This is a genomic window from Kitasatospora sp. NPDC101108 (assembly GCF_055584725.1).
On record NZ_JBVJLM010000004.1, the window covers coordinates 229,293 to 247,501 of the forward strand.

The 18,209-nt window shown below is 69.5% G+C and carries 19 protein-coding genes and 2 pseudogenes; 8 read left to right on the top strand and 13 right to left on the bottom strand.

From position 1 onward, the window contains the following. Positions 1 to 50: 50 nt before the first annotated feature. From ACZ6Z8_RS11910 to ACZ6Z8_RS11920, 3 genes and pseudogenes are all read right to left on the bottom strand, one after another. Positions 51 to 1,037, bottom strand: a pseudogene (locus ACZ6Z8_RS11910) (lantibiotic dehydratase); the annotation flags it as partial. 90 nt (positions 1,038 to 1,127) lie between these two features. Further along, positions 1,128 to 1,298 (bottom strand): FxLD family lanthipeptide, encoded by a 171-nt coding sequence (locus ACZ6Z8_RS11915; protein WP_465608676.1) that lies wholly within the window; start codon positions 1,296 to 1,298, stop codon positions 1,128 to 1,130. 64 nt (positions 1,299 to 1,362) lie between these two features. Further along, entirely contained in the window at positions 1,363 to 2,211 is an 849-nt protein-coding gene (locus tag ACZ6Z8_RS11920) for a TauD/TfdA family dioxygenase (RefSeq protein ID WP_465609154.1), read from the bottom strand. On the opposite strand from ACZ6Z8_RS11920, the gene ACZ6Z8_RS11925 reads away from it, so the two are divergent. Next, entirely contained in the window at positions 2,131 to 2,934 is an 804-nt protein-coding gene (locus ACZ6Z8_RS11925; protein WP_465609170.1) for a hypothetical protein, read from the top strand. The two genes, ACZ6Z8_RS11920 and ACZ6Z8_RS11925, sit on opposite strands and share 81 nt — an antisense overlap. A gap of 147 nt (positions 2,935 to 3,081) precedes the next feature. Here the strand turns inward: ACZ6Z8_RS11925 and ACZ6Z8_RS11930 are convergent, their stop codons facing one another. The 9 genes and pseudogenes from ACZ6Z8_RS11930 to ACZ6Z8_RS11970 form a co-directional block, all read right to left on the bottom strand. Then, positions 3,082 to 3,516 carry an ATP-binding protein gene (locus ACZ6Z8_RS11930; protein WP_465608678.1) on the bottom strand — a complete coding sequence of 145 codons (435 nt, stop codon included), beginning with the start codon at positions 3,514 to 3,516 and terminating at the stop codon, positions 3,082 to 3,084. Between the two features lie 37 nt (positions 3,517 to 3,553). Continuing rightward, complete coding sequence (locus ACZ6Z8_RS11935) at positions 3,554 to 4,060, bottom strand: hypothetical protein (RefSeq protein ID WP_465608680.1); 507 nt, start codon at positions 4,058 to 4,060, stop codon at positions 3,554 to 3,556. Between the two features lie 182 nt (positions 4,061 to 4,242). Next, positions 4,243 to 5,451: a helix-turn-helix domain-containing protein gene (locus tag ACZ6Z8_RS11940; protein ID WP_465608682.1), complete on the bottom strand. Its 1,209-nt coding sequence runs from the start codon at positions 5,449 to 5,451 to the stop codon at positions 4,243 to 4,245. A gap of 125 nt (positions 5,452 to 5,576) precedes the next feature. After that, positions 5,577 to 6,233 (bottom strand): HAD family hydrolase, encoded by a 657-nt coding sequence (locus tag ACZ6Z8_RS11945; RefSeq protein WP_465608684.1) that lies wholly within the window; start codon positions 6,231 to 6,233, stop codon positions 5,577 to 5,579. A gap of 182 nt (positions 6,234 to 6,415) precedes the next feature. After that, positions 6,416 to 6,598 (bottom strand): hypothetical protein, encoded by a 183-nt coding sequence (locus ACZ6Z8_RS11950; RefSeq protein ID WP_465608686.1) that lies wholly within the window; start codon positions 6,596 to 6,598, stop codon positions 6,416 to 6,418. A gap of 14 nt (positions 6,599 to 6,612) precedes the next feature. Continuing rightward, positions 6,613 to 7,236 (bottom strand): helix-turn-helix domain-containing protein, encoded by a 624-nt coding sequence (locus ACZ6Z8_RS11955; protein WP_465608688.1) that lies wholly within the window; start codon positions 7,234 to 7,236, stop codon positions 6,613 to 6,615. 512 nt (positions 7,237 to 7,748) lie between these two features. Then, the gene (locus ACZ6Z8_RS11960; RefSeq protein ID WP_465608690.1) at positions 7,749 to 8,021 is read right to left on the bottom strand and encodes a hypothetical protein; all 273 of its coding nucleotides are present in this window, start codon (positions 8,019 to 8,021) and stop codon (positions 7,749 to 7,751) included. Continuing rightward, positions 8,018 to 8,607 (bottom strand): annotated as a pseudogene (locus tag ACZ6Z8_RS11965) (DUF4913 domain-containing protein). The gene ACZ6Z8_RS11960 and the pseudogene ACZ6Z8_RS11965 overlap by 4 nt, the downstream one beginning before the upstream one ends. A 58-nt stretch (positions 8,608 to 8,665) precedes the next feature. After that, positions 8,666 to 9,277, bottom strand: a complete 612-nt coding sequence (locus tag ACZ6Z8_RS11970; RefSeq protein ID WP_465608692.1) for a hypothetical protein — start codon at positions 9,275 to 9,277, stop codon at positions 8,666 to 8,668. A 596-nt stretch (positions 9,278 to 9,873) separates the two neighbouring features. Here ACZ6Z8_RS11970 and ACZ6Z8_RS11975 point away from each other — a divergent pair. The 7 genes from ACZ6Z8_RS11975 to ACZ6Z8_RS12005 all read left to right on the top strand — a co-directional run bounded on the left by ACZ6Z8_RS11975 (position 9,874) and on the right by ACZ6Z8_RS12005 (position 17,077). Continuing rightward, complete coding sequence (locus tag ACZ6Z8_RS11975; protein ID WP_465608694.1) at positions 9,874 to 10,437, top strand: hypothetical protein; 564 nt, start codon at positions 9,874 to 9,876, stop codon at positions 10,435 to 10,437. A gap of 283 nt (positions 10,438 to 10,720) precedes the next feature. After that, complete coding sequence (locus ACZ6Z8_RS11980) at positions 10,721 to 10,894, top strand: hypothetical protein (protein WP_465608696.1); 174 nt, start codon at positions 10,721 to 10,723, stop codon at positions 10,892 to 10,894. Between the two features lie 601 nt (positions 10,895 to 11,495). After that, positions 11,496 to 13,433 (top strand): GMC family oxidoreductase, encoded by a 1,938-nt coding sequence (locus ACZ6Z8_RS11985; protein ID WP_465608698.1) that lies wholly within the window; start codon positions 11,496 to 11,498, stop codon positions 13,431 to 13,433. A gap of 91 nt (positions 13,434 to 13,524) precedes the next feature. Then, positions 13,525 to 14,631 (top strand): ferritin-like domain-containing protein, encoded by a 1,107-nt coding sequence (locus ACZ6Z8_RS11990; RefSeq protein ID WP_465608700.1) that lies wholly within the window; start codon positions 13,525 to 13,527, stop codon positions 14,629 to 14,631. A gap of 18 nt (positions 14,632 to 14,649) precedes the next feature. Next, entirely contained in the window at positions 14,650 to 15,171 is a 522-nt protein-coding gene (locus tag ACZ6Z8_RS11995; RefSeq protein ID WP_465608702.1) for a hypothetical protein, read from the top strand. Next, positions 15,168 to 16,085 carry a myo-inosose-2 dehydratase gene (iolE, locus tag ACZ6Z8_RS12000; RefSeq protein ID WP_465608704.1) on the top strand — a complete coding sequence of 306 codons (918 nt, stop codon included), beginning with the start codon at positions 15,168 to 15,170 and terminating at the stop codon, positions 16,083 to 16,085. The genes ACZ6Z8_RS11995 and iolE overlap by 4 nt, the downstream gene beginning before the upstream one ends. After that, a complete protein-coding gene (locus ACZ6Z8_RS12005; protein WP_465608706.1) occupies positions 16,085 to 17,077 on the top strand; it encodes a sugar phosphate isomerase/epimerase family protein in 993 nt (330 codons plus the stop codon). Before iolE ends, ACZ6Z8_RS12005 begins: the two co-directional genes overlap by 1 nt. A 255-nt stretch (positions 17,078 to 17,332) precedes the next feature. Here the strand turns inward: ACZ6Z8_RS12005 and ACZ6Z8_RS12010 are convergent, their stop codons facing one another. After that, the gene (locus ACZ6Z8_RS12010; protein WP_465608708.1) at positions 17,333 to 18,055 is read right to left on the bottom strand and encodes a TNT domain-containing protein; all 723 of its coding nucleotides are present in this window, start codon (positions 18,053 to 18,055) and stop codon (positions 17,333 to 17,335) included. Between the last annotated feature and the right edge of the window lie 154 nt (positions 18,056 to 18,209).

Genomic DNA, 18,209 nt, shown 5'->3' on the forward strand with positions numbered 1-18,209 from the left:
GCGCCGCGGCCGTACCGCTCGTAGAAGCGCTGGTGGTAGGCGCGCCAGGCTGCGGTTCCCGTGGGAGCAGGGCTGAGGCGGGTCAGGAGGTGGGCGGCGCGGGCGGCCTCGTCGGCGACGGCCTGCGGGAGGACGATGTCGGCGTCCAGTCGCAAGTCGACGGCCGATCCCGCGGGATCGGTGCCCGTGGTGCGCAGGTTGTCCAGGATCGCGGCGACGCCCGGCAGTTCGCCGGCAGCCGCGCCGTCCAGGGCGGCGCGCAGATGTGTGACAGGATCCGGGTCGGTGGCCGGCGCGTGCAGGCTGGTGATCAGCGCGCGGTGGACGACGAGTTCGGTCAGGACGTTCGCGACCTGCTCGGCGGATGCGGCGGAGAACGCGGCGTGGACCTTGTCGGCGAGGTCGCGGAAGCGGACCGGGTGGCGGGCGGCATCCAGGGCGAGTGCGACGGGGCGGGTGCGGCGCAGGGTCGTCTCGGCGGCTGCCGTGCCCAGGCCGGGCCGGGAGAGCGGGCGGTGCGGAACGACGAGGCGCTCGCCGCGTACCTGGACGGTGTTGTTCGCGGCCACGTCCAGGAGGTTCAGCAAGCCGGGGAGATGCTCCAGCTGTCCGATCGCCTTGACGAGTCGGGCCGCTGAGACCGTGCGTGCAGCGCGGTGTCCGTGGCCCCATCGCACGGTGGATGCCGGGGCGAAGGAAGCGCCTTGCACGCCGGCGAAGTAGCCGTACGGGGTGGGGCGGCCTGCCGCGCGCAGCACGTAGCGGGCGGTGGAGAGTGCGGCGCGACGCACTTCGCGGGGTGCGGGGTTGACGGCGGCGGTGAGCTGGCGGACCTGCTGCGCGAGGACAGGGCTGGCCTGTTCGAGGGCTGCGGCGAAGCTCTCGTCCGCCCATACCTCGCGCAGCCACTGCTGCTGACGGGCGGGCAGGCCCGCCTCGTCGAGGTCCGGCCAGGCGGGCACCGAGGGGGCGGGGTGCGCGACGGCGCGCACGAGGGCCACACCGGCGGCGCGGTACGGGGAAGCGGCTGGGCGCATGAGTGGCGGACCTCGGGTCGGGTGGGTGGATGAGGACGGGATGGCGGCCGGTGCCGCGGCGGTGCTTACGCGCGGCACCGGCCGGGTGGGTCAGTGCAGGCCGGTGGTGCAGGCGCCGCAGGTGCTGCCGCAGCCGTCGTCGGTGAGGACCTGCAGGCTCGCCGCGTCGGCGGTCTCGACGGTGCGGACGTCGAGGTCGAACTCGTCGCCGACGGCGTCGGGCGTGGTGGCCCTGAACTCGGCCGTGATCTTCCGGGTCATGGTTTCTCTTCCTTGAGGGTTTCCCTTGCGGGACCTGGGGCCGGGGTGCGGGATGCACCTCGCGTCACCAGGAGACGGTGGGGCGGCCGAGCCGCCCGTCGGCGTTCGGCTCTGCTGCGGTGGGGAGTTGGTCGCTCAGGCTGCCCGTGGGCTGGACGTTCGTGCGCGCGACAGCTGGGTGCGACGCGGACCACGGCGCGGGGAAGCCGGGGCCGAGACCGAGCTCGGGGTGTGGTTCGCCGAGCGCACGGAGCATCAGCCGCTCGCCCGAGAAGGCGGTGCGGCCGTGCAACAAGCGGTGGTTGTCCAGCACGACGCCCTGCCCGGGGGCGAGGCGCAACCGCTGGGTGTTCCGGTCGAGGGTTTGGCGCAGGGCGGCCAGGTGCGCTTCGGCGTCGGGCGAGAAGCGGGCGAGGTCGTCCTGCCGCAGCCGCAACTGCCAGCGGCCGTCGGGTAGCCGCTGGAGGACCGGCGCGAAGAGGCCGCCCGATCCGCCGAAGTAGGCGGCCCTGTCCGCGGCGAGCGCCTCGATGACGGCCGGGTGATGCGCAGCCAGCTCGGCCAGGACGGCTTGGCCGTCCACCAGCAGGGTCTCGCCGCCCGCATCGCCGGCCCGCGCGCACGCCAGCAGGAGCAGCCGGGGTGGAGCCGGGTGCTGTGCGCACTCGGTGTGCAGGGCCAGGGCTTCGCGTCCCAGCCCGGCGAAGCCCGGCCGTCCGTCATGGCGGCCGGTGTCGCGGATCACGGTCAACCCGTCGGGGTCGGCATCCCGATGCTGCCATAGCGAGGACATCAGCCGACCGGCCGCGAGGAGTACCTCGTCGCACCCGAGATGTCGGGACAGGCCACCACCGCGGTCGCCGAGCTGTGGCCGCTGGTCGCCCGCCTGGAGGCCCGAACCGCCGACGGCCACGTCGACGTCGACACCCTGCGCCTGCTCGCGAGGGCCCGCGTCGGCCTCGGCGTCGCGCTCGGACACGTGCTTCCGGAAGAGCGCCTGGCCGTCGCGGCCCGTTGGACCGGCAAGGGACTGAGCGTCGCCCGGCGCCTCGGTGATCCGGGCCTGCACGCCCACGCACTGCGCCACCACGGCAATGAACTTCGCAAGTCCGGGCTGCACCTTCGTGCGCTGGACCGGCTCGGGCAGCCACGTGACACCGCCCGTACCGCCACCGAACGCGCCGAGGCCATCGTCCTGCTCGCCCGCGCCGCCGGAGCCGCCGGGAACACTGCTGTCTTCGACGCCGCCTTCGATGAGGGGCGCCGGCTGCTGGACGATGTGGCGCCTACCGCGTTGTTCTCCGAGTTCACCCTCCACGAGGTACGCCTCCGCGGCCTCCTGGGCACCGGCCGGGTCGCCGAAGCGGTCCGGCAGCTCGACCAGGCGCCGGCCGCCGGTCTCACAGCGACGTCCCAGTGGCGGATCATCGCGGCGATCACGGCCGGTGAGGTGCTGCTGCGGAAGGGAGACCCGACGGGCGCCGCGCACCAGCTCCGCGCCGCGGTCGACGGCGCAACCCTCCACCGCCTGCCCCACCAGCTCCAGCGCGTTCTCCGGGCCGGCCGCCGTCTGCCCGAAGTCAGGGAACGGGCGGACGGTGCCCTGGAACGGCTGAGAGCCGAGATAGCCGCCTGATCCCCATCGCGGTGGAACAACGATGAACACGGCGGATCACATCCCTTGAACAGGCGGGCGACTCGCTTTGAGCGAGCAGCGAGCAGCGAGGCGTGGGCGGTGGGGGTACCGTTCGGTCTGCGGACCGCGGCCCCATTCGGAGCGCCGTCAGACGTGGGTGGTGGGCAGGTCAGCGTGGACGACCTTGCCTCGGGGCCAGAGCTGAACGCCCCACTTGGCGTTGGTGAGCGTGTGAACCAGGTCGAGACCGCGTCCGGACTCGGCGTCGGGACCGGCATCGATCCGCACCGGCAGGGACGCCGACCCGTCGGAGACCAGCAGCCGTACGGTGCGGTCGGTCGGACGTCGGATGGCGACGACCATGTGCGTCTGACAGCCGGTGCCAACCGCGTTGGCAACCAGCTCGGAGACGATCAGCAGGGCGTCGTCGATCAGGTCGGGCAGCTCCCACTCGGTGAGCTTGGCGCGGACGAGGCGGCGGGCCGCTGCGGCCGACTGCGCGACGTACGGCAGGCGCACGGTCGCCGGGCCCGGCACCGCCACGACGGCGGCCTCTGCGACGAGTTCCAGCGTGGTGGTCATCGCCGAGTCCGCGCGGGTCGTCCGACGCCCGTCCAGGTCAGCATCCGATGGCCCTCGGATCGGCACCGAGTCCGGCTGCGCGGCGCGGGGTGAACAAGCCGGCGGCCGAAGACGTGAGCTCGCGGCGTCGCCAGCGTTCTCCCGGAGACCGGCGCGACGGAATCGCGCCGGTGGAGACAGCAGGGCGGGCGGCAACGGTGAGGAACGCGCCGCGCTCGCGCAGGACGGCACCCAGCCGGTCAAAGGCAGCGGCATGCTGGGTGGGAGCCGCCGCGGGGTCGTCGTGGACCATGCCGTGCGTCCAGGTGACGATGCCGGCCACGACGTGCTCGGACAGCGCGTCGGTAACGGCCTGCCACCCGGGCCGCGAAACGAGGGGCTGCGCGGGGGCGCTGTCCACGGCGAGCAGGGCCACGCTCCACTGACGGGCTTCGACGAAGACACGCACGTGGGCAGCGATGAGGTCGGCGGCGGGTGCGTCCTCGACGCAGAGGTAGAGGGCGACGGGAACGCGGCCGATCAGTCGTTGGTGATCGTTGGTCATGCAGACCACTGTCACGGCGGAATCACCCTCAGTGAAGACGCGGGGCGTGGTAGCGGGCGAAGTCGCAGGTGCCCGACTACCACGGTCCGTGGTACCCGTTCGGATAGCGCCTGCCGGGTGCCACGGACCGTGGTTGCCACATGTTTCCGCTGCTCACGGGGCACCACGCCCCGACGCGGTCCCTACCTGATGACCAGCGGTACCCCGGCGGCCTGCGCGGCACTGCGCGCCATCGACACCGACACGTCGGCGATCCGGTCCGTGATCACGCCGGGAAGGGCCTGGTGCCGAACCCACGCAGGGGCCATCCGGCACGCTTCCTTCAAGGCTGCCGCAGCGGCGTCCCACTGCCGTGTCTCCGTACGCGTCAGCGCCACGTCAAGGTGGAACCGCGCCCGGGTCGCCAACGGCATCTCCGGGTCGAGGCGGGTAGTCTGGATCAGCCGCAGTGCGGCGGAGGTGTCGCCGAGTGCCATCGCCACCGACAGGGCCTGCGTGGCCGCGTAGGACGGCCCGAACGGCTGACCTTGGTCGCCTCGGGCATGTTCGCAGCCGATCCGCGCAGCGACGGCGTGGGCCTGGCTCAGGTAGTCGCGGGCGGAGTCCGCCCCCGCTCCGCCCCGTGACGCGGCGACGGCTGCGTTGGTGACGAGCTGCCCGTACACGCTGAGCCGGTCGGGGTCGCTGTCGGACATCCTCGGTTCCACCTTGGCCGCAGCGCGCTCCGCGACCTGAACGCCCTTGGCCGTGTGTCCGTCCCGGAGGCAGATCCACGACAGCGAGGCCATCAGGTGGGCCGACCGCAGGTCGTCGCCGATTCGCTCTGCGACGTTGCGCCCGTGGGTGATCGCCGTGTAGCCGAGGTCGCGGGCACCGAGGACGTTGGCCATGACGGCGGCGGTCTGGAAGGCGTCGGCCAGCACCCCGCCGGCGGCTGCGCGCCGGTCGGGCTCGGCGGCGTCGTAGAGGGCCCACGCCTCGGGCAACAGCCGGGAGAGGATCGCGCCGAGCTCCACGTACCGGGCGCTCCAGAACGCGGCGTCCGCCCGCCGCGCGGCGTCCCGCAGATCGTCCAGGCTGCCGGGCTCCACGTCGGTGCTGATGCCGAGGCCGGTGTCGTGCACGGCCGCCGAGACCGCCCGGAGGGCGGCGCGTTCGTCCAGCTCCATACCCCGCCGGGGAGACTGCTGACCGAGGATCACCGACACGTCCGTGCCGAGGCCGACGGCCACCTTCAGCAGCGACGGCAGCGACAGGGTGCCGCCCTGTTCCAGCTTCCGGATCGTGCCGAGGGACACCCCCGACTTCTCCGCCAGGGCCTCCTGCGTCACGGCTCTGCCGCGCAGGATCTTGACTCGTTCCGCCGTGGTGCGTTCTGCCCAGAGGGTCATAGGCTGACTCCGTCTCAGGTTGTGGCCTTCCCGGGACGGTACCCCCGCAGGGTGGGGGTGTGACAGAGAACGGTCACGCCCCGTACGTCAGTTGACGTGCGGGGCGCGGCCGGCCCGGCAAGTGCTCAGACACGGGCGCCGATGCCGAGCAGGGCCGCCACCCGGGCAGCGGTGCCGGGCTGCCCGTCGGCGAGCACCGTCGTGATGCCGAGCGCTTCGGCCGGCGGAAGGTTCACCCGGTGGTCGTCGACGAACACGCACGCTTCGCCGGGAAGTCCCATGCGGTCGAGCGTCAGCTGGTAGATCGCCGGGTCCGGCTTCGCGAGGCCCTCCCGCTCGGACACCACCGTGACGTCGAACAGTTCCCACACCCCGCAGGCGGCGTACGGGTCGTACGGGTCGAGGCCGAAGCTGTTCGACAGCATCGCAACCATGTATCCGGCCTCGCGCGCGGCCTTGGCAAGCGCCACCATGTCGGCCGCCGGCTGGACGTCGGCCCACGCCCGGCCCATCAAGTTCTCGTGATCGCTCAGCCCTAGATACGGTGCCGCCTGCCGGTTCCACTCCGCCTGGCTGAGGGCTCCCCGCTCAAGGTCGACATACAACTGCCGGACCACCGGGTGCGTGTTCAGTGTGCGCCGCCACGCCTCGGGGTCGAGTCCCTGGCGGACACACCACTCCCGGTGCACCTGGAGCGCATCCGTGGTCAGAACCCCGGCGAAGTCCAGGATCAGGCCCCGATACGTGGACGGAGGCGTATCAGTGTCACTTGACTGCGCCATGATGAATCCCTTCTCGGTGCGTCGCTGTACCGCGAAGGTACCCGCCGTCCGACGCGGTGGGACACGGCCCGGTGTTCTCAGATCCGCGGGGCACCGGGCCGTCGCGGAGCACTCTGCAAGGAATGTGAGCTCCAGCCGTTCGACCGGGTGACATCGCCCGGTTCATGGGGCCAGTGGTTGGCCTATATCGCGGCCGGGAGAGGTCGCGCGGTCAGCTCGCTGAGGTACTCGGCGGCCTTGCGCGTGTGGTAGATCAACGGGCGCAGGTCGGCCGGCATTTCCGTGGACCGCTTGAGCAGGAGGACGGCGCCCATGATGGAGTCGTGCCAGTGGACCGGTGCGGCGACGGAGTCCCAGCCGGTCATGCACTCCTGACGGCTCACCCCGAAGCCCAGCTGTCGGATCTCGTCGAGGGTGGCCGCGAGTGCGTGTTGTCACGGATGACGCCGGGGCCTGCGGTGGGCGGCACTTCCTCGGCAAGAACGAGGTCCTGGATGGTCTGTGGGAGGTAGGCGAGGATGACGCGTCCGGAGGCCCCGGTACGAAGGGAACGGGAGACCGAGACGACGTCGGCAGCCGACATCCCGACCTCGGCGGGGTCCATGTCGCCGATGACGTAGTCGGTGCAGAGCCGCTTCGCGCCGCCGAAGGGCGCGAGGACGTACAGCAGGGCGAGGCCACCGGTGGTCTGGTGGAGGTGTTCGAGGATGCCGTGCGTCGAGGCGGCACTGGGCGAGTGGGCCATCGCCTGGACGCCGGCGCGGGCAGTCCCAGTGCCGAGTCGGTAGCGTCCTCGGCCGACCTGCTCGAAGACGCCGTCGTTGACCCCGGTCTGCAGGATGCGGTGGGTGGTGGCGTCGTCGAGGCCGGCGGCGCCCGCGATGGCCCGGAGCGAGTGCACGTCGCTGGGGAGGCGGGTGAATGCCTGCTGGACGGCGAAGGCGCGGGCCGCGAGCGAGGAGGGTGGCTTGCTCGGCGCGGTGTCCTGGCGCTGCGCGGGCACGGTGCCGGACGCGGGCCGTCGGCCGCAGGCGCCGCACGCACATGTCGGGTCGTACGGCCCGGAGCGTGCGGGGTACGGGCCGGAGGAGAAGTAGTCGGTGCGGCGGAAACTTCCTTGGGCCGCCGGTTCGAAGGCGGAGACGATCAGGTCACCGGAGCGAACCCCGTCGGGGGGGGACGACTCGAAGGGCTGGGCTCGCGAGGATGCGGCGGGAAGCGCGGTGCCTGGTGCTGGTGGTGACGATGACCGGGTGGAAGTCGACGCGATGGGTACTCCTCGTGGTGCCCCTTCCGATGGGTGGGCCTCGAGCGGTGGGCAGGCCGGGGTCGGGCAGGTGGCCTTGCCCGTCGTTGACCTGCGGTTTCGGCTACATGAGTACGTTGGCATGCGCTGCGCCGGAGGTCGTAGTCGTTTCCGGCCGTCGGCGGTCTGCCGTGGGCGAACTGGTCGGCGGGGCGGGGGATATCGAAGACCGGTGCGAGCGCGTTCGGCGGGCAGCCGCGGTTGATGAGCTAGTGCTGCGCGAACGCGAAGGTGGCGTGCTGCTCCCGGTGCATGCTGAACAGGCCTCGGCTGCTGTCGCGGTCGATGTCGAAGGAGACGATGTTGGCCTTGTTGGGGTAGTCCCAGGTCGCCGTCTTGTCGAAGGCGATGGTGAAGCTGCGCTCGCCCACGTCGTGGTGGGAGATGAGCTGGAAGTCGTTCTCCCAGGGGTAGTTGTGCGCATGGCCGGGTGACTCGTCGGCGGGCGTGAGGCCGTCGAGGTGGAGGCCGAGGGTGTTCATGCGGCGAGTCCCAGCTGATCGGGGGTGGACAGGAGGCGGTGGGCCAGCCGGGACGGGCTGGTGGTGCAGGCGGCGAACGGGCCGTCCGGGGAGCGAAGTTGGGCGATGGCGTGGTCGAGGTGGTCGCGGTGCCAGGTCGAGGGACCGCTCTGGCCGGCTTCGGCGGCGGTCAGCTGCTGCCAGGCCAGCCACAGCGCGTGGAGGCGGGCGACGGCCTCGGGGTGCTCGTGCCACTTCGCGCACCAGGGGCGGGTGGAGCCGATCTCCGGCCGTAGACGGGCAGCAGGATGTGGGTGACCCAGAACGAGAGCTCGGCCAGCTCGGCGGCGTACTGCGCGCCACCCATCGCGAGGATGAACAGCGAGGGGGCGGCTGTCGGCGTGTCCTCGCTGGCGGGGCCCGGCTCGGCGCGGCCGGGCCCACGGGTGTCCTCGGCTTCGGAGCCGAGTCGGTCGAGGATGACTCCGTGCTGGCGGACCTCGGCCATGGTGCGGTTCAGGGCGCTGACGAGGTCGTCGAGGTCCTCGTCGGGGATGCGGATCGGCTCGGGTTCGGCGGCGCCTGGCATCGGGGCGGACTGGGACATGGCACATCCAGGGGGTGCGGATGGACGGGGACGATGAGGGCGGAAGGCGTTCTTCTGGTCATGGCCGGGCCAGCATCAGCGCCGCCGCCGTCCGCAGATCGTCGGCGTGCCAGAAGGTGGGGCTGCAGGCGTCGAGCAGTGTCTGCGTCCGCTCCACCAGCGCGAGGACCACGTCCACGTCGGCGGTCTCAGCAGCCGCCTCCAGCACGTCGACCATGACTGCGGGGCAGAGGGGCGATATGCCCGGACGGCGCAGGAGCGCGTCGAGCCGGTCCAGGTCGCCACGGACGACCTCGGGGACCAGGATCGCCGTCAGCGGCCGCGGCCCGCCCCGGTCGTACCCCGGAGCGTGGGGTCCGTGGAGCGGGGCGAGGTCCTCCAGACGGTCGACGAGGTCACCGGCCCGGACATGGTCGCCGGCCGCGGTGGCCACCTCCAGAAGGAGGGCGAGCACCCGTGAGGACGCACTGCCCGCGGCCCGGTCGGCGAAGTCGAGCGCGCCGCGGAAGTCCCCGGTGTCCGCCAGCGCTTTCGCCAGGAGGGCCCAGATGATGCTCCAGTTGTGCGGATAGCGGACCCGCTCCGCCAGCGCGAGGGCCCGGTCGAGTTCACCGGCCCTGGCCCACGCCGGCACCAGCGCGACCAGGGCAAGATCGTGGCAGTCCCTCACACGGATCGACCAGCGCCAGCAGCGCTTCGCCCTGCTTGGGCTCGTCGCTGATCGTGAACGCCAGCTCGGCCGCACGCGCGAGGTGACCGGTCCGGGCGAGTGCACTCAGATGCCACAACGGAACGGGCTCGCGGGCACCATCCGCGTCCCGTGCTGCCAGCAACCGGAACAGGGTCACCAAACAGGGTGTGAATCCGCCCGGAGGACGCCCTTTCCGGCATCACCCTCCCGAGCGAGGCCGTAGCGCCGCTCACGCCACCGCTCCATGAACAGCTCGTAGCCCCACTCGGCCATGCCCTTCTGCATACTCACCTCGCCCCCGGTCGCGTCCTGCCGCTGGCCCGTAGCGTAGAGCCTGCTTCTCTTTCGGGCCCGCGGCCGGGGCCGATCTTCGCGGGGGTCACGAGGGTTCCAGGAGGAGATCCGTGGGCCGCTGATCCACTCCCCCATGCGTTGGAACATGACGGTGGAGGCATCCGCCTCCGCGGCGGGACGCGTCACGTCCGTCGCGGAACCCCCACGCGTTCCCCATCGTCTCCCCAGGGGAGGGCGGGACCCCGCACGACGGGGGCGGGCCGTGGAGGCGGGGAGGGCGCGTGAGCGAACACGAGGCGGCGCTGGCGGTGGGAGCTGCCGGCGGCCTGGGCCCATACCGGAGCTTCGCCGTTCCGCAGTCCACGGTCGGCGACGGGTTCTTCATGATGACGGGCCTGTTGTTCCTCGGGTTCTCCAGCCGCGCGCTGGTCCTCGGTGCCCCGCTCTGGCCTGACGGGGTACTCCTCACCTGTTGTCTGTTCATGGGATTGGGCATGGTCGGCCTCGCCCTGTGGCCCTGTTTCGAGCGACGCCGAGGAGGCCGCCTGGAGCGCGTCTACTGCTTCGAAGATGGCCTCGTGATCGGCAGTGGCCACACCATGCGCCCCATCCGCTGGTCGGACGTCACCATCACCAGTGAGGACTGGGAGTCGGGGAGCGGCGAGTACCGTCATTCGGGCACGAGCCGCACCCTCACCACACCCGACGGCACCGTGGTCGCACGGTTCACCGGTCGGGAACCCGAGCGGGTCGGCGGCTTCCAGGTGATGCTCCTCCACCAGGCCGCCACCGAACGTGAAGCCGTCCACCCGACGCCGAGTGACGCCCGACCCACCGAAGCCTGAGCGAGCAGTCACGCACCGACCGCGGAGCCGACATCGACTCCGCTCGGCTGACAATTGGCGAGAGCCGGGATGCATCCGAGCGGCAAGGGCGTTTCAAAGGCCGGTGATCACGTGAGTCCGTAGGTGGCGGCGGTCCAAGGGGGTGGTCAGGCCGTCACAAACGCAACGAAGCTCCGGTTGGACGGGGTGACCTTCCCAAGTCGCCTCGTACCGCCGGAGCTTCGATGTGTCGTCAGTCTGCCACCGTCTGTCTGGTCAAGTGACCCGCTCTGGAGGGCACCAGATGCCCGCGGCCCACCTCACAGCAACCGGCGCGCCCGAAGGCGGCCTGCTGGAGGAGCCGGTCGGCGACGCCGACCTGGACGAGGGAAGTGTCCTCGCGGCTGACGAGGACGGCTTGCTGGGCGCGGCCGGCGAGGTTGCCGGGTTCGGCGGGCTCGTCCGACGTGGGGGCTGATTCGACCAGGCGGCCGTACGAGACCAGCACGTGTCTCCGGCATGCACAGCTCCAACAGCCGTCACGGTGAGCACCATTGCGGTGCTGAGCGCGGTGACCGTCATCGTCAAGGTCGGCCGGCCTCACCATGGAGGGGCAACCCCGAGAATGGTCACTTCTGACTGCACACGAACGGTGGATTTACCGAAAGTCCCCCGCCGTGGCAGGGTGGAACGGTTGCGCCACATGAAAGCCTTGCACTGAGCCTCCCTCCGTGATTTCTGGTGGATCGCAGAGGGGTGTTCGGCATGCTCGATCGCCAAGCTGAGTTCCCTCTTATATTACGTATGCGAATGATTGGACAATGCAGTGAGCGGCCGCAGTTGGCGACACATTGCCCGGGACTGCGGGAAACGTCTCGGTGGTTCATCGGCCGGCGTGGCGACAGGTGCTTTCACGTCTCCAGCTTGAATCCCATCCCGGGTTTTTCTTTCGTGCCGGTGGCAGTGGCGTGCCCTCGAGAATCATTCGATCGCCATCTGTGCCGGTGGATGGTGAGATCTGTTACCGGGCTTTCTGCCCGTCATCGGGGTGAGTCCACCCCAGACGCGAAGGGGTATCAATGGCGTTTTACGACGATACAGAATCGGTGATCTTCCCGGCCGGTGCCGCGACACGGACCAGCGCCGCAGAGGCTGCGCAAAACGAGTGGGACGCCGTAGTCGTCGGTGGTGGCATGTCGGGTTCCATCATCGCCGAGCAGCTGGGCCAGGCGGGCTACAAGGTGGTGATCCTCGAAGCCGGCCCGGGCAAGGATCTGGACCTTGCCGAGTACGAGTCGTACCTGTCGCGGTTCTACGGCGCGATCGTCAAGGACAACCAGTCCCCGTACCCCTTCAACCCGAATGCGCGGATGCCCAGGAGCACCGACACCATGCCGGTGAATCCCAGCACACCCCGGGACGACTTCTACCTCGTGCAAGAGGACAAGTACTGCACGGACACCACCTTCACCCGGGTTCTCGGCGGCACCTCCATGCATTGGGAGGGGAAGGCGCTGCGCATGCTTCCCGAGGACTTCGACCTGCGGACCAAGTACGGCCAGGGCCTGAACTGGCCACTCAGCTACGACGACCTGGAACCCTACTACCGACGGGCAGAGGCCGAACTGGGCGTAGCCGCCGAAGTCGAGGACCAGGCGTATCTGGGAATGCATTTCCCGGAGGGGTACGTGTACCCGATGCACCGCATGCCACCGTCCTATCTGGACCAGGTGGTCGCCAAAGGCGTCGACAAAATGCAGGTCACCCTGGGAGAGGACAAGTACGAGCTCCAGGTGCGGAGCTTTCCGCAGGCCCGTAACGGGGTGCCGAACGCCGCGTACGACGGCGGCAAGGGCTTCGTCCCGGTCGGCGCGGTGAGCACGAGCCAGGTGAACGAGGGCGAGCGGTGCCAGGGCAACACCAACTGCGTCCCGCTCTGCCCAGTGCAGGCCAAATACCACTCGGGGAAGACGCTGGCGAAGGCGCTCAGCAGGGGAAATGTCACGGTCGTGACGCAAGCCGTCGCGTCCGAAATCGAGATCGACGACTTTGACCAGCGGGTGACCGGGATCACCGTCAAGAACTACGAGTCGCTCAATTCCCCTGAGTACGAGGAGTACACGGTGAGGGGCACCGTCTACATCCTCTGCGCGCACGCCATCGAGAACGCCCGGCTCATGCTGGCCTCCGACATGCAGCGGATGAGCCGAAGCCAGCTGATCGGCCGCAACCTGATGGACCACGCGTACCTGCTGACCTGGGGCCTGCTGCCCAAGCCGGCCGGCACGATGCGGGGCACGGTCTGCACCAGCGGGATCACCGACCTGCGCGGCGGGCGGTTCCGCGGGAACCAGGCCGGATTCGGCGTGGACATCCACAACGACGGCTGGGGTTGGGCGACCGGTTCGCCCTACACGGACCTGGTCGAACTCGTGGACCGGCAAGACCTGTTCGGGCCGGAGTTGCGCAGAAAGCTCGGCGACCGGATCTCCCGGCAGCTTCTGCTGGCCTTCATGATCGACCTGCTGCCCGACCGGAACAACAGGGTCACCGTGGACGAGCAGTACAAGGACGCCCTCGGCAACATGAAGCCGGTCGTGTCGCTCAAGATCCCGCCCTACACCATGCGGGGCGCCGCGTTCGCCCGCAAGCTCGCGACCGACATCTTCAAGGAGCTCGGTGCCGAGGACAGGACCACGTACGACAGGAACCGCTACAGCGCCGTCGAGCACGACGGCCAGTGGTACAACATCCTGGGCGGCAACCACCTGGCGGGCACTCACATCATGGGGACCGACCCGACGAACTCCGTGGTCGACCACACCCAGCACTCGTGGGACCACGACAACCTCTACCTCGTCGGGCCCGGCAGCATGCCCACGATCGGGACGTCCAACATCAGTCTGACCATGGCGGCGCTCGCCTTCCGCAGCGCGTCCCACATCGTCAAGTACCTGCGGACCGCGAAGGCGCCGGCCGTCATCAGCAGGTCGACGGCTCACGGATCGGCGGGTTGAACGCCACCCCGCCCACCACCCACCGCCACCACCCACTGCCCATGATTGGGGGAACATGTCCGTTCCGGAATCAGGTCCCGCGCACGACCCCATGATCCAGACCATCGATGACCTATACACATACCTCCAGAACGGGCTCCAGTTGGAGCATGCGACGCTGCCGCCCTACCTGACCGCGCTCTACTCGCTCCATCCGGGGAAGAACTCGGATGCCTGGCACGTCATCAGGGTCGTGGCCGTCGAGGAGATGCTGCACCTCACCCTGGTCGCGAACGTCCTGAACGCCGTGGGCGGGAAGCCGGACCTCATCAGGTCGAAGTTCGTGCCGAATTACCCGACCAAGCTGCCGTGCGGCCCCGACTACTTCGAGGTGCATCTGCGGCCGTTCTCGCCCGCGGCTCTCGAAACGTTCCTGAACATCGAGAGGCCCGCCCCGGCGGTGATCGATGCGGACAGGGTCGTGCCGATGGACTGGGCGGCCGTCGGGCTGACCTCCAACGGCGCGGCGCCGTCGCCGGAGGAACTCGCGGAACTCGAGAAGTCCGGGACGATCCTCGGCCTCGTCCCCGGAGACCCCTCCCTGCGTTTCAACAGCATCGGTGAGTTCTACGAGGAGATCATCCGGGGCATCAACCACCTGGAGGACCAGGCCCGCGAGGCGGGAAAAACGATTTTCACCGGCGATCGCGCTCGCCAGGTGACCCCCGAATACTTCTACTCCGGTGGCGGTGAGGTGATCAAGGTGACCGGCCGCGACACCGCGGTCGAGGCGCTCACCCTGGTCGCGGAGCAGGGCGAAGGGCTGTACGGCGGCATCTTCGACAGCAAGGACGAACTCGCCCACTACTACCGGTTCCAGCAGTTGGAGAAGGGGCGGTACTACCAGAAGGGCGATGAGCCGGACGATCCTACCGGCCCGGATCTGCACGTCGACTGGAACGCCGTCTATCCGGTGAAGCAGGACATCAAGCTGGCGGACCTCGGGAAGGACCCGGAAATCCTGGCAGCGGCCAAGGAGTTCAACCAGTTCTACGCCACCTTCCTGAGGGAAATCCATCGGGCTTACAACGGTGAGCCCGACCTTCTGCTCAGTGCGGTCTGGGAGATGTTCCGCGTGCGCGACAGCATGAACCGGCTCATCCGCAACCCGCTGACGGGGCATCCCGGGGCGAACGCCGGCCCGACATTCGAGATCTAGACCGTCGAAGGAGGCGGCATGACGCCAGCAACGACCACAGATGAGAATCTGCGCGAATTCGTGAAGTACTCCGCCGGGGTGACCGGATTCAGCGAGTTCGACCTGTGGGGGACCGGCCACGCGGAGGAGTACTACGAAACGGTCGTGAAGGGAGCAGGGCCGGATGCGATCCAGGAGGCGGTCTCTTCCGATCATTCTGCCCTCTCCGCCATTCCACTCGTGAAAAGCATCATCAAGCTCTGGTACGTCGGTGTCTGGTACGGCCCGGAGCTGGTGGGCCGCGAGGACGTGGCGGCCTGGTCGGCGCCCGGACGGAGCGGGGCGAAGCCCGCCGTCTCGGACGACAGCCAGCCCGAGGAAGGCCGCGAGCGCGGCTGGGACGAACGCACGTCCCCGTTCGTCGTCTCCCCCGACGCCTACACCGAGGGCCTGTTGTGGCGGGCGATCGGCGCTCACCCGTCCGGCGCCAAGGCGCCGGGCTACGGATCGTGGGCCAGTCCACCCGTACTCGAAGAATTCCAAGAGGAGGAAGTGCAATGAGCGGCGCTGTTACGAGCCTGGGTCCCGACAAGGTGTCACTCGGCGTGACGCCGACGCTGTGGTGGAACGACGACTTTCCGCAGATCGACATCGGGATCCCGTTCGAGCAATGCGTGAGCGAGATGGCGCTCGCGGGATTCCAGGGCTGCAGCATCGGCCACAAGTACCCGACCGACCCCGCCGTGCTCAAGAAGGCCCTCGAGCTGCGCGGCCTGAAGGTGTCCGAGCCCTGGGTGAGTACCTACTTCACCATCGGCGAAAAGGACCGGACCATCGAGAACTTCAAGCGGCAGCTGGAGTTCCTCGAGGCCGTGGGCGGCCGGGACATCGTGGTCGCGGAATTCGGACTGTCGTCGCATTTGCAGCCCATCCCGGTCTTCGAGCACCGGCCCGTGTTCACCGACACCGAATGGGACCTCCTCGCCCGGGGGCTCAACGAAATCGGCGAGCTCGCCGCGCTCAAGGGGATGCGGCTCTGCTACCACCACCACATGGGCACCGGCGTACAGACGGCCGAGGACGTCGACAGGCTGATGGAGAACACCGACTTGGAGTTCGTGTATCTGCTGCTCGACACCGGGCATCTCCGGTTCGCGGGCGACGACCCGCTCGCGACCGCGGAAAAGCACGGCAGGCGCATCAAGCACGTTCACCTCAAGAACGTCCGCCAGCCCGTGGTCGACAAGGTGAAGAGCGACCACCTGTCCTTCCAGGAGGGAATCCTGCAGGGCGTCTTCACGGTGCCAGGCGACTCGGAAGGGGCGATCGACTTCAAGCCCGTCCTCTCGGCGCTGGGACGAGTCGACTACGAGGGATGGCTGGTCGTCGAGGCCGAACAGGACCCGGCGGCGGCGCACCCGCTGACATACGCGAAGATGGCCCGCCGCTACCTCGCCGAAGTCCTGGGGTGGTGATGATGAAGACGCACGACATCTATCTCAGCTTCTTCATGTTCACCCTCGACCTGCGCCCGGACGACCCCGTGTACACCCAGGTCATCGTCAGGCACATGAAGGAGCTGCGGGAGATCGGGTACGCGGGTTTCGACCTGCCCGTTCTCCCGCCCACGTCGGGCGACCCCCACGCGGACGTACCTCGCTACGAGAAGCTCAGGAAGGCTCTCGACGCAGCCGGCTTGGAGGACGTGGGGCTGACCACCAACGTGGCCACGACACCGGCCTTCAACCCCACCTCGATGGTCCCTGAGGAACGCGAGGCGGCCCTGGCCTACCTCAAGTCCAGGGTGGACATCACAGCGGCCCTGCGCAGCACCATCATGGCCGGCCCCGTCCTGTTCCCCTACAACGTGTTCCCCACCCACAACGGCCAACCGCTGTGGAGCGACGCCCTGCAGGACTGGCTGCAGCCCCGGTACCGCATCGCGCAGCCGCTCTTCGAGCAGCTCGGCGACTACGCGGCGGAGAAGGGCGTCCAGGTCGCCATCGAACCCGTGGACCACTGGGAGACCCCAGCCCCGAACATGGTGCGCGACGTGCTCGACTTCCTCGCCGGCGTGAGCACCCCGCACGTCGGCGTGTGCGTGGACAGCTCCCACGTCGTCCTCGGCAGCAGCGGCCCGGAGGCGTACCTCCGCGACATCCAGGACGCCGCCGCCCAACGGCGCCTGCACTACGTGCAGGTGTCCCCGCCGGACCGCGGCGAGGTCGCGGACAGCTGGATCCCCTGGCGCGAGTTCCTCGAGCCCGTCCTGCCCGAGTACGACGGACCGCTGCTGATCGAAGTCTTCAACGCCATCCCGGCGTTCCTCTCGTCATTGCGGCTGACCCGGCGGAAGTTCTGGATCCCCGGGGAGGACGAGCCGGTTCCGGGCGTGCCGAGCGCTTACGACGTCGCCGAGGACGGGATCAAGAAACTGCGCGGCGAGTTGGGGCCGCTCTGCACCTGACGTGATCCGGGCCGCCCATCGGCGGGGCCCTGGCCGTCTTCGGGTGCTCGGGGATCGGGCCCCGGCTGTGCTTGCCGTGCTTTCGCGGCAAGCGTCGCCTCACCTCCGCCGCGGGCGCCGCGGCTCCCCCGACCGGCTGCTGTTCTCGGGTCCTGGTCGGAGGAGGGAGCCGCGGCGCCCTGCGGCGCTCTTCTTCGGGGCGCGAGAAGCCGACAGCATCCTCGGCCTGCGCTCGTGCCCGTAGCGGACGGGGCGTCAGGCGCCGGTGGGCGTCACCGTGCACTGGTCGTCGGGAACGACCTCGAGGTACTTCTCGGCGATGAGGACGTCGATCTTGTAGTCGCCCTTGAGCTCCTTGGGCTTGAGCGTCCTGTCCAGCCACTCCTGGATGCCGCCGCCGGGCATGTTGAAGAAGGCGGCGGTGTGCCCGCGTTGGACGTCGAACGGTTTGAGGGCGTTCAGGCAGTGGTAGGGCTCGCCGTCCTGGTCGGCGTTGAGTGCGTCCGGGGTGAGCGAGCGCTGGGTGAACGGGGTGCCGGGGTCGGAGAGGTAACCGCCCTTGAGCGGGCCGAAGCGGTCCAGCTTGGTGCCGACCGGGACGGTCCACTTAGTCATGTCGACCTTGCCGTTGAGCTTCTGGAAGCCGCGATCGGGGGCGTACTGCCACTGGCCGTTCTCCGTGCCGTACAGCTTGACGAAGTGGGTGGCGCTGAGGCCGCCGAAGCGCTGGTAGCCCCGGAGCAGGGTGGCGACAGGCTCAGTGTTGGGCAGCTCGGCGGGGCCGAGTCGGGGGTCGTCGCAGTAGTACCCCGGGAGTAGGTTCGGCGGGCCCGGCCAGGTCGGGCAGTCGTCGGGAAGGGCGGCCCGGACGGCCCCGGGGACCGCTGCGGGGCGGGCGACGGCGTCCCCTACGGCCGCGACGCCGGTGAGTGGCAGGGCGCAGGCCAAGGAGGTGGTGAGCATCAGGCGAAGGCGCATACGGCGCTCCGTTCTGTGTGAGAAAGGGCCATGACGAAACGTAGTGGAATGTGTGCGAATTATTTCAGCGACACGGCCGCGCTCCGATTGGCCTGCACTCTGGTGGGGTCGGCGGTGGGCGCATGAGATAGGGCGCGCGGCAATGTCTCCAGAC

Bases quoted from the DNA above. Each gene is read 5' to 3' on its own strand.
- ACZ6Z8_RS11915 (WP_465608676.1), bottom strand. From the start codon at position 1,298: ATGACCCGGAAGATCACGGCCGAGTTCAGGGCCACCACGCCCGACGCC.
- ACZ6Z8_RS11925 (WP_465609170.1), top strand. From the start codon at position 2,131: ATGTCGGGACAGGCCACCACCGCGGTCGCCGAGCTGTGGCCGCTGGTC.
- ACZ6Z8_RS11930 (WP_465608678.1), bottom strand. From the start codon at position 3,516: ATGACCACCACGCTGGAACTCGTCGCAGAGGCCGCCGTCGTGGCGGTG.
- ACZ6Z8_RS11935 (WP_465608680.1), bottom strand. From the start codon at position 4,060: ATGACCAACGATCACCAACGACTGATCGGCCGCGTTCCCGTCGCCCTC.
- ACZ6Z8_RS11940 (WP_465608682.1), bottom strand. From the start codon at position 5,451: ATGACCCTCTGGGCAGAACGCACCACGGCGGAACGAGTCAAGATCCTG.
- ACZ6Z8_RS11945 (WP_465608684.1), bottom strand. From the start codon at position 6,233: ATGGCGCAGTCAAGTGACACTGATACGCCTCCGTCCACGTATCGGGGC.
- ACZ6Z8_RS11950 (WP_465608686.1), bottom strand. From the start codon at position 6,598: ATGACCGGCTGGGACTCCGTCGCCGCACCGGTCCACTGGCACGACTCC.
- ACZ6Z8_RS11960 (WP_465608690.1), bottom strand. From the start codon at position 8,021: ATGAACACCCTCGGCCTCCACCTCGACGGCCTCACGCCCGCCGACGAG.
- ACZ6Z8_RS11980 (WP_465608696.1), top strand. From the start codon at position 10,721: ATGCCCGCGGCCCACCTCACAGCAACCGGCGCGCCCGAAGGCGGCCTG.
- ACZ6Z8_RS11985 (WP_465608698.1), top strand. From the start codon at position 11,496: ATGGCGTTTTACGACGATACAGAATCGGTGATCTTCCCGGCCGGTGCC.
- ACZ6Z8_RS11990 (WP_465608700.1), top strand. From the start codon at position 13,525: ATGATCCAGACCATCGATGACCTATACACATACCTCCAGAACGGGCTC.
- ACZ6Z8_RS11995 (WP_465608702.1), top strand. From the start codon at position 14,650: ATGACGCCAGCAACGACCACAGATGAGAATCTGCGCGAATTCGTGAAG.
- iolE (WP_465608704.1), top strand. From the start codon at position 15,168: ATGAGCGGCGCTGTTACGAGCCTGGGTCCCGACAAGGTGTCACTCGGC.
- ACZ6Z8_RS12005 (WP_465608706.1), top strand. From the start codon at position 16,085: ATGATGAAGACGCACGACATCTATCTCAGCTTCTTCATGTTCACCCTC.
- ACZ6Z8_RS12010 (WP_465608708.1), bottom strand. From the start codon at position 18,055: ATGCGCCTTCGCCTGATGCTCACCACCTCCTTGGCCTGCGCCCTGCCA.